A 16,863-nucleotide genomic window follows, 5' to 3' on the forward strand; every position below is an offset into this window, starting at 1 on the left:
CGCCGCTCCGTCGGTCACCGACCCGGCCGGGGCGGGCTGCGGCAACCGCCGCCGGTCGATCTTTCCGCTGCCGGTCAGGGGAAGGTCGTCGAGGGTCACCCAGCTCTGCGGGACCATGTGCTCCGGGACCTGCTCGGCCAGGTACGCGCGAACCGCCCGGTGGTCGGCCGGCTCCGGGCCGGCCGGCAGCAGGTATCCGACGAGCTGCGGGCCGCCGACTGCGCCGTGGCGCACGTCCACCACGGCGGCGCGGACGGCGGGGTGCTGGCCGAGTACCGACTCGATCTCGCCCAGTTCGATCCGGAAGCCCCTGATCTTCACCTGGTGGTCCCGCCGGCCCAGGTACTCGATGCTGCCGTCCGGCCGGTACCGGGCCTGGTCGCCGGTGCGGTACATACGTTGTCCGGGCCGGTCGGCGAACGGGTCGGGGACGAAGCTGGTCGCGGTCAGGCCCGGCCGGCCGAGGTAGCCCCGGGCAAGCTGGATGCCGGCGAGCAGCAGTTCCCCGGGCTCACCGACCGACACCGGCCGCAGCTCGCCGTCCACGACGTACGTGCGGGTGTTGGCCGCCGGCCGGCCGATGGTCACCGCCTCGCCGGGTAGGCAGCGGGCGCTGGTCACCTCGACCGTCGCCTCGGTCGGTCCGTACAGGTTGAACACCTCGCAGTCGAGCCGATCGTGCGCCGCGGCCACCAAATCCGCGGGGAGCGCCTCGCCGCTGCACAGCACCTGCCGGATCGACGGCAGACTGGTCCGGCCGGGGGGCAGCACCTCCAGGAAGGCGCGCAGCATCGACGGCACGAACCGGATCGAGGTGACCTGCCGTTCGGCCACCGCCCGGGCCAGGTACGCCGGATCGCGGTGCCCGCCCGGACGGGCCATCACCAGGGTCGCCCCGGTGGTCAGCGGGGAGAAGAGCTCACACACCGAGACGTCGAAGCCGAACGGCGTCTTCTGGAACACCACGCCGCTCTCGGCACCCCGGGCGTCCGGCATCCAGCGCACCCGGTTGACGATCGACCGGTGCTCCACGACCACGCCCTTCGGGCGGCCGGTGGAGCCGGAGGTGTAGATGACGTAGGCGGCGTTGGCCGGACCGACGACCGGCTCCAGGTCGCCGTCCGGCAGCCCCCGGTGGTCGTCGTCGACCCGGATCGGGGTGCCGGTGGCGGCGGCCAGGGGCTCGTGGTCGACCCCCGGGCCGGTGAGGACGGTCGTCGCCTTCGAGTCGGTGAGCAGGTAGCGGATCCGGTCCGCCGGCTGGTCCGGGTCCACCGGCAGGTAGGCGCCGCCCGCCTTGAGCACCCCCAGCAGCGCCACCACCAGGTCGACCCCCCGGTGCAGGCACACTCCCACCACCGACTCCGCACCCACCCCGGCCGCCCGCAGCCGGTGGGCGAGCCGGTTGGCCTCGCGGTCCAGTTCGGCGTAGCGGACGGTCCGCTCGTCGGACACCACGGCGATCGCGTCCGGGGTACGCCGTACCTGCTCCTCGACCAGCTCGTGCAGGCACGGGTCGGTCGGGTACCCGACCTCGGTGTCGTTCCACTGTGTCGGGACCCGGTGCCCGTCGGGCGCGGTCAGCTTCGCCATGGCGGTCACGACTACCGGCCCGCCGCCTGCTCCATACGCCGGCGCAGGCTGAGCGGGCGCATGTCGGTCCACACCTCGTCGATCCGCTTCAAGCACTCCTCGCGGGTGCCCTCGGTGCCCTCCGCGCGCCACCCCAGCGGCAACTCCCGGTCACCCAGCCAGATCGAGTACTGCTCCTCGTCGTTCACCACGACCCGGTACGCGCGCTCATCGGTGTTCTCGTCGGACATGCCGGCTCCTCCTTCGGAAAGGGCAGCCGTGTCGTACGACACGACACTGGCCGCACTGCCGGTCAAACCCTGCCGGGACGCCGATCGCCGGACGTAGAGAAGAACCGGCAGAAAAACGCGTACGAGCCTTGCCGGGGATTCTCTTTCTGACCTGTGCCCCAGCGGAGAGGCTGAGCCGTGCCGCGTGACCGGCAGCCCAGAGGCCGACAGGAGAAGCGATGAGTACGCCCCGGATGACGGTGCCGCCGCTGCCGCGCGGTCCGGCCGAGAAACCGCTTCCGTTCGTCCTTACCGCCGGTACGCCGGGGGAACCGATCGGCGGGCTGCTGGCCGCCGGCCGGGCCACGATCCGGGCCCGGTTGCGTGAGCACGGGGCCGTCCTGCTGCGCGGGTTCGACATCGGCGGGGTGGACGGCTTCGAGGGGGTGGTCCGGGTGCTCTCCGGGGAGCCGTTGGGCTACGCCGAGCGTTCGTCGCCCCGCAGCACCATCCAGGGGCGGGTCTACACCTCGACGGACTTTCCGTCGGCCGAGGAGATATTCCTGCACAACGAGAACTCCTACCAGGCCGACTGGCCCATGGCGTTGTACTTCTACTGCCTGCGGACGCCGGCCACCATGGGTGCCACCCCGCTCGCCGACACCCGCCTGGTGCGCCAGTCCATCGACCCGGCGGTGCGTGCCGAGTTCATCGCCCGGGGCTGGCTGGTGGTGCGTAACTTCCACGAGGGCTTCGGCGTGCCCTGGCAGCAGGCGTTCAACACCGACGACCGGGACGAGGTGTCGCGCTACTGCGCCCGTAGCGGCATCGAGGTGGAGTGGACCGGCTCGGGGCTGTGCACCCGTGCCCGACGCGATGCCGTGCACCGGCACCCGGGGACCGGTGAGCTGCTCTGGTTCAACCACGTGACCTTCTTCCACGTGACCACGCTGGCCGAGGAGGTCTGCGCCGGGCTGCGGGAACTGTTCGACGAGACCGAGCTGCCCACCAACACCTACTACGGCGACGGCGGGCGGATCCCGGACGACGTGGTGGCGCACCTGCGGGACTGCTACCGCAGGGCCCAGCGGCGCTTCGACTGGCAGCGCGACGACGTCCTGGTGGTGGACAACATGCTCGCCGCGCATGCCCGGGAAGCGTTCACCGGCGACCGGAGGATCGCCGTGGCGATGGCCGAGCCGTACAGCGCGGCGCTCGCGGCGGCCGGTACCGCCCCGGGCTGACCATCGTCGGTGTGCCGAAGTGCCCCTTGCACACCGAACCGACGGGCAGCCATTGCGCACGCATTCCGGCGCGGCGGCAGCGTCGCCCGACCGGCAACGGCAACTCCCCACGGCATCGCAGCGATGCCCGGCCCGGACACGGAGGCGAAGATTCATGGCAGACGGCGACAGCCGGTACGTCGGCACCGGCGGGGCGGTGCTGTCCGATCACGAGGACGGCTACGCCGTGTCGTCGGCGCAGGAGCAGCTCTGGTTCGTCGACCAACTGCGCTCCGGTGCCAGCGAGTATCTCCTGCACCAGGCGGTACGGGTGCGCGGCCCACTCGACACCACGGCGTTGGGGGCCGCGCTGACCGGGATCAGCGCGCGGCACGAGATCCTGCGGACCCGGTACGACACGGTGGACGGACGTGCCGTGCAGGTGATCGCCCCGCCCGGCCCGGTCGACATCGACCTCGTCGACCTGGGTGACCCGCCGGCCGGCGACCGGGACAGCCGCCTCGACGAGGTGCTGGACGCGGCCCTCGACGTCCCGCTCGACCTGCGCAAGGACCCACCGCTACGGACCCGGCTGATCCGCTGCGCGGCGGACGACCACGTCCTGCTGTTCGTGGTGCATCACATCGCCTTCGACGGCTGGTCCTGGGGCGTCCTCGCCAGGGAACTGCACGCTCTCTACGAGGCGTTCGTCACCGGTCGGCCCAGCCCGCTGCCGCCGCTGCCCGTCCAGTACGCGGACTTCGCCGCCTGGCAGCGCGAGAACTGGCTGTCCGGGCCGCACGTCGACGCCCAGGTCGGCTACTGGCGGGAGCGGCTGTCCGGGCTCGGCCCGCTGGACCTGCCGACCGACCGGCCCCGGCCCGCGCACTGGCAGGCCGCCGGCGACGGCCTCACCTTCACCGTGCCGGCGGACCTGGCGACCGCCCTGACCCGACTCGGCGCGGACCGGGGCGCCACCCCGTTCATGGTCTTCCTCGCCGCCTTCCAGCTCCTGCTCGGCCGGTACGCCGGTCAGACCGACGTGGCGGTCGGGGTGTCGGTGGCCGGGCGGCACGAGGTCGAGCTGGAGGACCTGATCGGCCTCTTCGTCAACACCGTCGTGCTCCGGGCCGACCTGGCCGGCCCGGCGTCCTTCCACGACCTGCTCGACCAGGTCCGGACGACCACCCTGGACGCCTACGACAACCAGCAGGTGCCGTTCGCCCGGATCGTCGCCGAGCTGGCCCCGGAGCGGGACCTGTCCCGCAACCCGCTGTTCCAGGTCGGGTTCGGGTTGCACGACGCCGACCGGACCCCCATCGCCCTGCCCGGCCTGCCCGTCACCGAGCAGTTCACCTCGTGGAACTCGTCCGCGTTCGACCTCTCCCTGCAACTCGTGGGGCAACCGGACGGCTCGTACCACGGGGAGGTGGTCTTCCCCACCGCGCTGTTCGACGGCGCCCGGGTGCACCGGATGGTCGCCAACTACCTGCAGCTGCTGACCGTCGTCGTCGCCACCCGCCAGGTCCCCCTGGACGAGCTGGACCTGCTGGCCCCCCGGGAACGCCGGGAAGTGCTCAGCGAGTGGAGCCAGGGCGCCGACCGGGCCGTGGGCCCGGGGCTGCCGGAGCTCTTCCTCGCCCAGGCGGCGGCGTCTCCCGAAGCGACCGCGCTGATCGCCGACGACGGCACCGAGGTCGGCTACGCCGAGCTGGCCGCACGCGCCCGGAGGCTCGCCGCCCACCTGCACACCGTCGGGGTTCGCGCCGGCACTCCGGTCGGGGTCGCGGTGCACCGTGGACCGGACCTGGTGACCGCGCTGCTCGGGGTGCTGCTCGCCGGTGGCGTCCATGTGCCCCTCGCCCCCGACCAGCCGGTCGGTCGGCTGGAGTTCATGGCGGCTGACGCCGGGGTGTCGGTGCTGGTCACCGAATCGGCCCTGCGGGGCCTGCTGTCGGCCGGTGACGCCCCGGTGGTGCTCGTTGACACCGGCCACGACACCGGGGCCGGTCGCGGCGACGGCACCGGAGCGGTGTCGCTGCCGGCCACCGACCCCGACGCTGCCGCCTACGTCATGTACACCTCCGGATCGACCGGCCGGCCCAAGGGGGTCGTCGTCACCCACGCCGGTATCCGTAACCGGGTGCTGTGGTCGGTCGAGCAGTACCGGCTCACCGCCGCCGACCGGGTGCTCCAGAAGACCGCCCTCGGCTTCGACGCCTCCATGTGGGAGTTCCTGGCCCCACTGGTCAGCGGCGGCACGGTCGTGCTGGCCGCCCCGGACGCCCACCGCGATCCGGGCGCGATGCTGCGGGCGGTGCGGGCGCACGACGTCACGGTGCTGCAACTGGTGCCGTCCGTGCTGCGGGTGCTGCTGCACGAATCCGACCTGTCCGGGTGTGCCGCGCTGCGGCTGGTCTGCTCCGCGGGGGAACCCCTGCCGGCGGCGCTCTGCGCGCAGCTTCGCGCCCTGCTGGCCGTGGAGATCTGGAACACCTACGGCCCCACCGAGTGCGCGATCGACGCGACCGCCTGGCGCTACCGTGGTGACGAGGGAACCGGGACCGTCCCGATCGGCGGGCCGCTGCCTGGCTGCACCGTCCTGGTTCTCGACGCCGGCGACCGGCCGGTGCCGGTCGGGGTGGCCGGCCAGCTCTGCCTCGGCGGGGTCGGCCTGGCGCGTGGTTACCGGGGTCGACCCGCCCTGACCGGGGAGAAGTTCACCCCCAACCCGTACGGCGGCACGCCGGGGGAGCGCCTGTACCGCACCGGCGACCTGGCCCGGTGGCGCGACGACGGCAGCCTGGAGTACCTGGGCCGGCTCGACAACCAGGTCAAGCTGCACGGGGTACGCATCGAGCCGGGTGAGGTCGAGGCGGCCCTGCGGCGGCACCCGACCGTCGAGGCGGCGGTGGTGACGCTGTACCGCCCGCCGTCCGGCGACGCCGAGCTGGTCGCGTACGTGGTTCCCGCCGCCGGTGCCCGGATCGATCCGGACGGACTGCGGGACGCGCTCGCCGACCGGCTGCCCGCCGCGCTGGTCCCGTCCACCGTGATCAGCCTGGACACCCTTCCGCTGACCGCGAACGGCAAGCTGGACCGGACGGCCCTGCCGGCGCCCGACGGCCCCCGCCCCGGCGCCGACCGGAGGTACCTGCCGCCGGCCACCGACACCGAGCGGACCATTGCCGGGATCTGGGCCGGTCTGCTCGGCGTCGAGCGGGTCGCCCGGGACGACAACTTCTTCACCCTCGGCGGCCATTCCATGCTCGCCATCCGGGGTGTGCTCCGGGTACGCCGGGCACTCGACGTGGAGCTGACCGTCGGGCAGCTCTTCACCGCCCCCACCGTCGCCGAGCTCGCCGCCCTGGTCGACGAGGCCCGCCCGGGCGCCGACGAGCCGGCAGGCGCGGCGATCCGACCGGTGGCGCGGGACGGGAGCCTGCCGCTCTCCCTCGGCCAGCGCCGGCTGTGGTTCCTGGACCAGCTCGAACCGGGCAGCCTCGAATACCTGATCCCGATCTCGATGCGGCTGACCGGCCCGTTCGACGTGGCGGTGTTCCGGCGGGCGGTGGACGAGGTGCTCAACCGGCACGAGATCCTGCGGACCCGCTACCACTCGGTCGGCGGCGAGCCGGTGCAGGTGGTCGACCCGCCGGGACCGGTCAGGTGGGAGCTGATCGACCTCAGCGGCGCACTGGACGTCGTCGACGGTGCCGAGGCGCTGCTGCGGGTCGCGGCCAGCCGGCCCTTCGACCTGGCCACCGAACGCCCGATCCGGGCCCAGGTGATCCGGGTCGCCGCCGACGAGCACCTGGTCGCGCTGACCATGCACCACATCGCGTTCGACGTCTGGTCGATGGACATCCTCCTGCGCGAACTCGACACCCTCTACCGCAGGTACGCGCGGGGCGGCGCGGCCACCGTACTGCCCGACCTGCCCGTGCAGTACGCGGACTTCGCGGCCTGGGAGACGGCCCGCCAGGACAGCCCCGAACTGGACGCCCAGCTCGCCTACTGGTCCCGACAGCTGGCCGGGTCGACCCCGCTGGAGCTGCCCACCGACCGGCCCCGCCCGGCGCTGCGGGACCCGGCCGGTGACAACGTCGTCGTCGAGGTGCCGACTGATGTCGGGCGGGCGCTGGCCGAGCTGGGCAACCGGGAGGGCGCCACTCTGTTCATGGTGTTGCTGGCGGCCTTCCAGGTCATGCTCGGCCGGTACGCCGGGCAGCACGACGTGGCCGTCGGCACCCCCGTCGCCGGTCGGACCCGACAGGAGACCGAGGACCTGCTCGGCTTCTTCGTCAACAACCTGGTGATGCGCACCGAACTGGTCGACGACCAGCCCTTCCCGGTCCTGCTCGACCAGGTGCGCCGCACCGTGACGGACGCGTTCGGCAACCAGGACGTCGCCTTCGAGCGGCTGGTCGACGCGCTGCGGCCGGACCGGGACCTGTCCCGCAATCCGCTGTTCCAGGTGATGTTCGAACTGCAACACCTGGAACGGATGACCGCGACCCTCGGCCCGACCACCATCGAGCACGTCGACAGCGCGTACCCGGTGGCCAAGTTCGACCTCACCCTCTCCGTGGAGCAGCACCGGGACGGCCGGCTGCGCTGCGGGTTCGAGTACGCCACCGCGCTGTGGGACCGCCGCACCATCGAACGGATGGCCGGGCACTACCTGCACCTGCTCGCCCAGGTGGCGACCGCCCCGGGAACCGCCCTGCGCGACCTGACCCTGCCCACCGACGCGGAGCGGGCGTACCTGATCGGGCCGTGGGCCGGCGAACCGGTCGAGCCGGTCAGTTCCGGCGAGCCGGCCGGACCGTTGACCGCCGCCGGACCCGCCGGTACCGGCGTGGTGGAGCTGTTCGGCCGGCGGGTCCGGCGGCACCCGGACGTCGTGGCGGTGGAGTTCGACGGCCGGCGGCTGACCTTCGCCGAGCTGGACACCCGGGCCAATCGGCTCGCCCACCATCTGCGCGGACTCGGGGTACGCCCGGAGGTCCCGGTCGCGGTCTGCCTGGAACGCGGCCTGGAGGTGGTGGTCACGCTGCTCGCGGTGCTCAAGGCAGGTGGGGTGTACCTACCGGTCGACCCGGACCATCCCACCGAGCGGCTGCGTTTCATGCTCGCCGACGCCGGGGCTGCGGTGGCGGTCACCGTGGAGCGCTTCGCCGACCGGGTCGCCGCCGAAGGGGTGGCCGTGGTCGCCGTGGACACCGACCGGGCGGTGATCGCCGGTCGGGACGGTACCGCGCCGGACCCGTCGACCGGGTCGGACGATCTCGCCTACGTCATCTACACCTCGGGCTCCACGGGGTGGCCCAAGGGCGTGATGATCCCGCACGGTGCGTACGCCCACCACTGCGGCGTCATCGCCCGGGCGTACGACATCGACCCCGGCGACCGGGTGGTGCTGCTCTCCGCGCTCACCTTCGACGTGGCGATGGACGGCATGATGGCCACCCTGCTGGCCGGGGCGACCCTGGTGGTCAGCGACCCGCTCTTCTGGAGCCCGGCCGAGCTGCCGGACCGGCTCGAACAGCACCGGGTCACCCACATGGAGATCACCCCCGCCTACTACCGGGAGGTGATGGACGCCCTGCCGGCCGGTGACGACCGGCTGCGGCACCTGAAGCTGATGAACGTCGGCAGCGACGTGGTCACCGTCGCCGACGCCCGGCGTTGGGCGGCCACCGGACTGCCCGGCCGGTTCCTGGTCAACTACGGCCCGACCGAGGCGACCGTCACCTGCCTGCTGCACCCGGTCACCGGCGACCCGCCCGGAGAGCGGATCGAGGCGGCCCTGCCGATCGGCCGCCCGGTCCCCGGCACCCGGGCCCACGTGGCCGACGAACACCTGAACCTGGTGCCGGTCGGGGTGCCCGGTGAACTCCTGCTCGGCGGGGTGCGGCTGGCCCGGGGATACCTGAACCGGCCCGGACTGACCGCCGACCGGTTCGTGCCCGACCCGTTCGGCGACGGCCCCGGCGGCCGGCTCTACCGCACCGGCGACCTGGTCCGGTACCGGCCGGACGGGACGATCGAGTTCCTCGGCCGGATCGACCAGCAGGTCAAGATCCGGGGGTTCCGGATCGAACTCGGCGAGATCGAGTCGGCGCTGGCCGAGCACCCGGCGATCCGCGCGGTCGCGGTGCTGGCCCGGGAGACCCAGCCGGGGGAGAAGGGCCTGGTCGCCTACCTGGTCTGCCGGGACGGCACCCCGCCGGCGGTCGGTGAACTCCGGGCCCACCTGCGGGACCGGCTGCCGGACCACATGGTTCCGGCCCAGTGGATGGTGCTGGACGCACTGCCGCTGACCAGCAGCAAGAAGGTCGACCGCCGGGCCCTGCCCGCCCCGACACCCGTCCGCGCCGACCTCAGCCGAGCGTACGAGGCACCCCGTACCCCGTTGGAGGAGGCCGTGGCCGGCGTCTGGGCCACCGTGCTGGAGGTCGACCGGGTCGGCATCCACGACGACTTCTTCGACCTCGGCGGGCACTCGCTGCTCGCCACCCGGGTGCTCGCGCACCTGCGGCAGGGCTTCGACCTCGACCTGCCGCTGCGCCTGCTGTTCGAGCAGACGACCGTAACCGACCTCGCCGGCGCGGTGCACACGGCCATCGAGAACGAGATCGCACAGCTTTCCGACGCCGAGGTGGCGGAACTGCTGATGGAGGGAAACCTGTGACCGCCAGCCACACCCCGAGCGCGCCCCTACGACAGGAACTGCTGGATCGGCGCCTGCGTGGTGCCGGTCGGTCCCGCCGCGCCGACACCGTCACCCCGGCGCCCCGGACCGGTCCGCTACCGCTCTCCTTCGGGCAGCACCGGCTCTGGGTGCTCGACCAGTTGCAGCCCGGCGGCACCGGGTACCTGATGTCCGTCGGCCTACGGCTGCGCGGCCCGCTGCACTCCGACGCGCTGTGCCGGGCGTTGACCGAACTGGTTGCCCGGCACGAGATCCTGCGGACCCGGTACGTGGTGGTCGACGGCGAGCCGGCACAGGTCGTCGACCCGCCCACTCCGGTCGAGGTGGCGGTGACCGACCTCGGCCACACCGCCCAGGAGACGGCCCGGCAGCGCCTCACCGAGCTGCTCGGCACGCCGGACCCGGTCGACCTGACCACCGGTCCGGCGTTGCGGGCCCGGCTGGTCCGGCTCGTCGAGGACGAGCACGCCCTGGTGCTGACCATGCACCACATCTCCTCCGACGGCTGGTCGGAGGGGATCATCCTCCGCGAACTGGCCGCCCTGTACGGCGCATTCGTCGCCGACCGGCCCTCCCCGCTCGCCCCGCTGCCGATCCAGTACGCGGACTTCGCCCTCTGGCAGCGGACCCGGCTCGCCGGAGACCGGCTGGACCGGCAGGTCGACCACTGGCGGGACCGGCTGACCGGGCTGATGCCGTTGGAACTGCCGACCGACCGGCCCCGGCCGCCGGTCTGGCACCCGGACGGCGGGCTGGTCACCTTCACGGTGTCGGCCGCCGTCGCCGGTCGGCTCCGTGAACTGGGCCGGGCGTCGAACGCCACCCCGTTCATGGTGCTGCTGGCCGCGTTCCAGATCCTGCTGGCCCGCTACACCGGGCAGACCGACCTCGCGGTGGGCACCCCGGCCGCCGGCCGGGACCGGTTGGAGGTGCACGGCCTGGTCGGACTCTTCCTCAACACGTTGGTGCTGCGGACCGACCTGTCCGGCGAGCCGACCTTCGTCGAGGTGCTGGCCCGGGTCCGGGAGGCGGTGCTGGACGCGCAGTCCCACCAGGACGTGCCGTTCGAACGGATCGTGGACGCGTTGTCCCCGGAACGGGACCTGTCCCGCAACCCGCTGTTCCAGACCATGTTCCTCTTCCAGGAGGGCGGGTCGACCGGCTTCGACGCGGGCGGCCTGGTGGGGGAGGAGCTGTCCGCCGGCCCGGCCACCGCGAAGTTCGACCTGACGCTCGGGCTGGTCGAGGAGGCCGACGGCTCCCTCTCCGGCGGAGTGGACTTCCCGACGGCGTTGTTCGACACCGCGACCGTGCGGCGGTTGGCCGGGCACTACCAGCGGTTGTTGACCGCGGTCGTCACCGACCCGGACACCCCGGTCACCCGGCTGCCCATGCTCACCGACACCGAAACGGCCCAACTCACGGCCTGGAACGACACCGCCGTCGACCACCCCCACCACACCCTGACCGAGCTGCTGGACGCGCAGGCGGCCCGTACGCCCGACGCGGTCGCGCTGCGCTTCGGCGGCGAGGAGCTGTCGTACCGCCGATTGCACGCCGAGGCCGGCGTCCTGGCGCGGCGGCTGCGCCAAGCCGGAGTCGGACCGGAGTCCGTCGTGGCCGTCTGCCTGCCCCGCGGCCTGGACCTGGTGCGGGCGCTGGTGGCGATCCTCAAGGCCGGTGCCGCCTATCTGCCGCTGGACCCGGACCTCCCGGCGCGACGCCGCGCCTTCATGGTGCGCGACTCCGGCACCCACCTGGTGATCACCGAGGACTTCATGTCCGCCGAAGAGCACGCGTCTCCCACCGGCGATCCACCACCGTCCGAACCGATCACGCCCGGGCACGCCGCCTATCTCATCTACACGTCCGGGTCGACCGGGCGGCCGAAGGGCGCCCTGGTCGAGCATCGCGCGATCGTCAACCGCCTGCTGTGGATGCAGGACGCCTACCGGCTCGACGCCTCGGACCGGGTGTTGCAGAAGACGCCGGTCGGGTTCGACGTGTCGGTGTGGGAGCTCTTCTGGCCGCTGGTCACCGGGGCGACGCTGGTCCTCGCCCGCCCCGGTGGGCACCGCGACCCGGCTTACCTGGCCGACCTGATCAGGACGGAGAGGATCACCACCATCCACTTCGTACCGTCGATGCTGCGGGCCTTCCTGGCCGAGCCCGTCGGAGCGCTGCCGTCCCTGCGGCGGCTGATCTGCAGTGGCGAGGCGCTCCCGCCCGAACTGGTGACCCGGATGCACGAGCGGATCGGATGCGAACTGCACAACCTGTACGGCCCGACGGAGACCGCGGTCGACGTCACCGCGGTGCGGTGCGACCCCGGTGAGCCGGTCACCATCGGCCGCCCGATCGCCAACACCACCGCCCACATCGTCGACGCCGACCTTCAGCCCGCCCCGGTCGGGGTACCCGGCGAGCTGCTGATCGGTGGCGTGCAGCTCGCCCGGGGCTACCTCGGCCGGGCCGCGCTGACCGCCGAACGGTTCGTCCCCGACCCGTTCGCCGCCGTGCCGGGGCGACGCCTGTACCGCACCGGTGACCTGGCCCGCTACCGTCCCTGCGGCAGCATCGAGTACCTCGGCCGGATCGATCACCAGGTGAAGATCCGTGGACAGCGCGTCGAGTTCGGTGAGGTCGAGGCCGTGCTGCACGAGGCCCCCGGCGTCACCGCGGCGGCGGTGGCCGTCCATGACGAGCAGCTGGTCGGCTACCTCGTCGGGCCGGAGACCGTCGAGGGGGTGCGTGCGTACCTGCTCGACCGCCTGCCGGACGCGATGGTCCCGGCGCGCTGGACGATCCTGCCTACCCTGCCGCTGACCGCCAGCGGCAAGGTGGACCGCCGCGCCCTGCCGGCACCTGACTTGGTACCGGGCGGGGTGACCGACGGCTACGTCGCCCCGCGCGACGAGCTCGAGGAGCGGATAGCCGACGCGTTCGGCGTGGCGCTCGGCATCGACACGGTCGGTGTGACGGACAGCTTCTTCCTGCTCGGCGGCGACTCGATGCGGGCGATCCGGATGGTGGGGCTGCTGCGCGCGGCCGGCCTCGCGGTGTCGGTCCAGGACCTGTTCACGCACCAGAGCGTGGCCGACCTGGCGGGCGTGGTCGTCCGGACCGGGCCGGACGGGGAGACGGAGCCGACCGTCGGCCGGTTCGCGCTGGTGAGCGACGCGGACCGCAGCCGGCTGCCGGACGGGCTGGTCGATGCCTATCCGATCACCCAGAACCAGGCGGGCATGCTGTTCGAGATGCTGTCCGGTGGCGACCGGCCGGTCTACCGCAACGTCTCCTGCTACCGGATCAGCGACCGGCTGCCGTTCTCGCTGGACGCGCTGCGGGAAGCTGGCCGGCTGCTCACCGACCGGCAGGAGATCCTGCGTACGTCGTTCGACCTGTCCGGCTATTCCGAGCTGATGCAACTCGTCCACGCGTCGGTCGACCTGTCGATCGGCTACGACGACCTGCGTGGGCTGCTGCCCGACAACCAGGAGGAGGTGGTACGCGCGCACCTGCGGGCCGAGCGTCTCCGGCCGTTCGACGTCACCACGGCGCCGCTGCTGCGCTATCACGTGCACCAGCTCAGCGACTCCGAATGGCGGCTGACCCACTCGGAGAGCCACGCGATCCTCGACGGCTGGAGCCACACCTCCACGGTGGCGATGCTGATCTCGTCGTACCGGACGCTGCGCCGGGGCGAGCGGCCCGCCCTGCCGCCACCGCCGGCGGTGCGGTTCGCCGACTTCGTCGCCCGCGAGCGTGAGTCGCTCGTCTCGGTGACGGACCGTGGCTTCTGGGCGGCGACCATCGCCGGGTCGGACCGGCTCGAGCTGCCGCCGGAGTGGGGCATCGAGTCGGATGCTCCGGCGACCGTCATCGAGGTGCCGTGGGCCGATCTGCGTCCCGCACTGCGCCGGCTCTCCGCTGCCGCCGGCACCTCGCTGAAGAGCGTGCTGCACGCCGCACACCTCAAGGTGATGAGCATCGTCACCGGCCGGCAGCGGTTCTTCAGCGGCCTGCTGTGCAACGGCCGGCCCGAGCGGCTGCGCGGCGACGAGGTGTTCGGCATGTACCTCAACACCGTGCCGTTCGCCGCCGACACCTCCGCTCCTACCTGGCGCGCTCTGGTCCAGGCCGTCTTCGCCGGCGAAGCGCGCCTCTGGCCGCACCGCCGCTACCCGCTGCCGTCCATGCAACGGCAGTGGGGCAACGGCACGCCCCTGCTGCGGGTCGGCTTCTCGTACCTGGACTTCCACGTGCTCGACGGCCCCGCCGAATCGGTCGAGATGGTCGACGACTTCAGCCCGAGCAGCGTCGGGCTGGACGTCTGGACCTTCCCGGGAGTCCTGCGGCTGGGCGCCCGGCCCGCCGACATCGACCGGCAGTACCTCGAACTGCTGGCCCGGACCTACCGGCACGTGCTGGAGGCGATGGCCGCCGATCCGGACGGCGACCCGGACGTCGGCCTGAGCGCCGCCGACCGGGCCTGGGCGGTCGAGGCGTACCAGCCCGTCGAGCGGTTTGCGGCGGCGCCCTTCGTCCACGACCTCGTCGCCCAGCGCGCGACCGCCGCGCCCGCCGCGGTGGCGGTGCGGCACGGCGACGGCACGCTCACCTACGGGGAACTGGACGACCGGTCCGACCGTCTCGCCGCGCGCCTGGGAGAGCTGGGCGTCCGGGCCGACACGATCGTCGGCATCCACCTGCCCCGCGGGATCGACCTCATCGTCGCGATGCTGGCCGTCCTCAAGGCCGGCGGGGCATACCTGCCGCTCGATCCGGCCTATCCCGCCGAGCGGGTCGGCGACATGATCCGCGACGCGGCGCCCGTGGTCGTGCTGACCGACGGCGACCGGGCCCCGAGGCTGCCGTGCACGACCGCGACGGTGCTGGTCGCCGACCTCGCGAACGGTCGACCCCGGGTGGCCTACCCGCCAGCGGTACGGCTCAGCGGGGACAACCTCGCCTACGTCATCTACACGTCGGGCTCCACCGGCCGGCCCAAGGGCGTCGCGGTCACCCACCGCAGCGTGCTCAACTTCTGCCACGCCCAGCGGCGGATCCTGGACGCGCACGCCGGGGACGAGGTACTGCAGTTCGCCTCGCCGAGCTTCGACGCGTCGGTCTGGGAGATCCTCCTGGCCCTCGCCAACGGCGCGGCGCTGGTGCTGCCCCCGCCGGACGCCGACCCCGGTGACCTTCGCCGCCACGCGGCCGAACTCACCCACATGACCCTGCCGCCGCCGCTGCTGGACCGCCTCGACCCGGCCGACTTCCCGCGGCTGCGGGTGCTGACCACCGGTGGCGAGGCGTGCACGGCCGACCAGGCGGCGCGGTGGGCCGACCGGGTTCGCGTCCTGCACGCCTACGGACCCACCGAGACCACCGTCGTCGCCACCATCGCGGAGCTGCGGGCCACGGACACGGCACCGCCGCCGATCGGGCTTCCGCTGGACAACGTACGTGCCTACGTCGTCGACGACGAACTGCGACTGCTGCCCCCCGGCGTACGCGGGGAACTGGTGCTCGGCGGGGCGGGCGTGGTGCGCGGCTACCTCAACCGGCCGGAACTCACCGCCGAACGGTTCGTGCCGGACCCGTACGCGTCCCGACCGGGTGAGCGCATGTACCGCACCGGCGACGTGGTCTCCCGTGACCCCGACGGCACCCTGCACTTCCACGGGCGACGCGATCACCAGGTCAAGGTCCGCGGGTTCCGGATCGAACTCGGCGAGATCGAGAACGCCCTCGCCGCCCACCCGGCGGTGGCCGCCGCGGTGGTCGCCGTACACCGGGCCGGCAGCCCGGACGCCTCGCTCGTCGCCTACACCCGCCCCGCGAACGGGACCGTGGCGTCCGCGTCCGCGCTGCGCGACCACCTGCGGGAGCGGTTGCCGCAGCACCTCGTCCCGCACCACTACCTCTGCGTGGACGACTTCCCGTACACGCGCAACGGCAAGGTCGACCGGACCGCCCTTCCGGCGCCGGACGGCTCGCGGCCGGTGACCGACGTCGAGTACGTCGCGCCGCGCTCGGACATCGAAGAGCACATCGCCACCGCCTGGAGCGAGGCGCTCGGCATCGAGCGGATCGGTGTGCACGACGACTTCTTCGCGCTCGGCGGTCACTCGCTGGCGATGATGCGGCTGACCGCGACGCTGCGCAGCCGGCACGGCTACCAGCTGACGTTCGGCTCGTTCGTCGAACACCGCACCGTCGCCGGGCTGGCCGCGACACTTGAGGACCCGGCGGCGGCGCCAGCCGGCGCGATGATGTGGCTGCGGCGCGGCGGCGACGGCCGGCCTCCGCTCTTCTGCGTGCACCCCGGCGGCGGCAGCGCCCACTGGTACCTGCGCCTGGCTCCGCACCTGCACCCGGACCAGCCGGTGGCGGCGTTCGAATGGCCGGGTCCGCATCCGGCGGGCACGCCCACCACGGCGCAGATGGCGGAGCGCTACGACGACGAACTCCGCCGGGCCCAGCCGCACGGACCGTACCGGCTGTTCAGCTGGTGCGGTGGCAGTGGCATCGCCAGCGAGATGGCCCACCGGCTGGTCGAGGACGGACACGAGGTGACGCTGATCCTGCTCGATCCGGGCCTGGACATCCACACCCGCGCCGACGCCTGGAACGAGCTCGGCCTGATCCGCCGCCTCGAACTGCTGCTCCACGAGGTGGACACCGGTGGCGACGAGGCCGACACGCCGGAACGCCGCCGGGAGATCCTCGACCTGCTCGAACACCTCGTCGACGACGTCGACGAGGAGGCCGGCATCGCGCTGCCCGAGCACGGCGTGGGGGACTCCTGGCCACGGACCGTCCGGATCTGGCGCGAGGTCATGGAGGTGGACGTCGAGTACCGGCACCGGCCCTGGCCGGGACGGCTGGAACTGATCGTCAGCGACGAGCTCGCCGACGGCCAGCACGAGGTCACGTCCGGCCAGAGCTACCCGGACTACCTGGCGCGCTGGGAGGAGCTCTGCGCCGGCGGCGTACGGGTGCACCGGGTGCCCGGTGACCACTTCAGCGTCATCAAGCCGCCGCTCGTCACCGAGCTCGCCCGCGTCGTCACCGACGTGCTCGACGCGAACTGACCGCTGTCACGGATGCCGGC

At 72.9% G+C, this 16,863-nt stretch carries 4 protein-coding genes and 1 pseudogene; 3 read left to right on the forward strand and 2 right to left on the reverse strand.

The features are described 5' to 3' along the window. Window positions 1-6: 6 nt before the first annotated feature. Both GA0070608_RS21165 and GA0070608_RS21170 read right to left on the reverse strand, forming a co-directional pair. Window positions 7-1,584: pseudogene (locus tag GA0070608_RS21165) on the reverse strand (non-ribosomal peptide synthetase); the annotation flags it as partial. Between the two features lie 20 nt (window positions 1,585-1,604). Continuing rightward, a complete protein-coding gene (locus tag GA0070608_RS21170; RefSeq protein WP_091630286.1) occupies window positions 1,605-1,823 on the reverse strand; it encodes an MbtH family protein in 219 nt (72 codons plus the stop codon). Between the two features lie 218 nt (window positions 1,824-2,041). Between GA0070608_RS21170 and GA0070608_RS21175 the strand changes: the two genes are divergently transcribed. The 3 genes from GA0070608_RS21175 (at window position 2,042) to GA0070608_RS21185 (ending at window position 16,843) form a co-directional block, all read left to right on the forward strand. Then, complete coding sequence (locus GA0070608_RS21175) at window positions 2,042-3,046, forward strand: TauD/TfdA family dioxygenase (RefSeq protein ID WP_091630287.1); 1,005 nt, start codon at window positions 2,042-2,044, stop codon at window positions 3,044-3,046. Window positions 3,047-3,245: 199 nt separating this feature from the next. After that, window positions 3,246-9,722 (forward strand): non-ribosomal peptide synthetase, encoded by a 6,477-nt coding sequence (locus tag GA0070608_RS21180; RefSeq protein ID WP_091635687.1) that lies wholly within the window; start codon window positions 3,246-3,248, stop codon window positions 9,720-9,722. Then, the gene (locus tag GA0070608_RS21185) at window positions 9,719-16,843 is read left to right on the forward strand and encodes an amino acid adenylation domain-containing protein (protein WP_091630288.1); all 7,125 of its coding nucleotides are present in this window, start codon (window positions 9,719-9,721) and stop codon (window positions 16,841-16,843) included. Before GA0070608_RS21180 ends, GA0070608_RS21185 begins: the two co-directional genes overlap by 4 nt. The last annotated feature ends 20 nt before the right edge of the window (window positions 16,844-16,863 follow it).

Source organism: Micromonospora peucetia, from assembly GCF_900091625.1.
Taxonomy (GTDB): Bacteria; Actinomycetota; Actinomycetes; order Mycobacteriales; family Micromonosporaceae; genus Micromonospora; species Micromonospora peucetia.

What these genes read in the sequence shown, in the direction of transcription:
- GA0070608_RS21170 (WP_091630286.1), bottom strand. Translation starts at nt 1,823, where the DNA reads ATGTCCGACGAGAACACCGATGAGCGCGCGTACCGGGTCGTGGTGAAC.
- GA0070608_RS21175 (WP_091630287.1), top strand. Translation starts at nt 2,042, where the DNA reads ATGAGTACGCCCCGGATGACGGTGCCGCCGCTGCCGCGCGGTCCGGCC.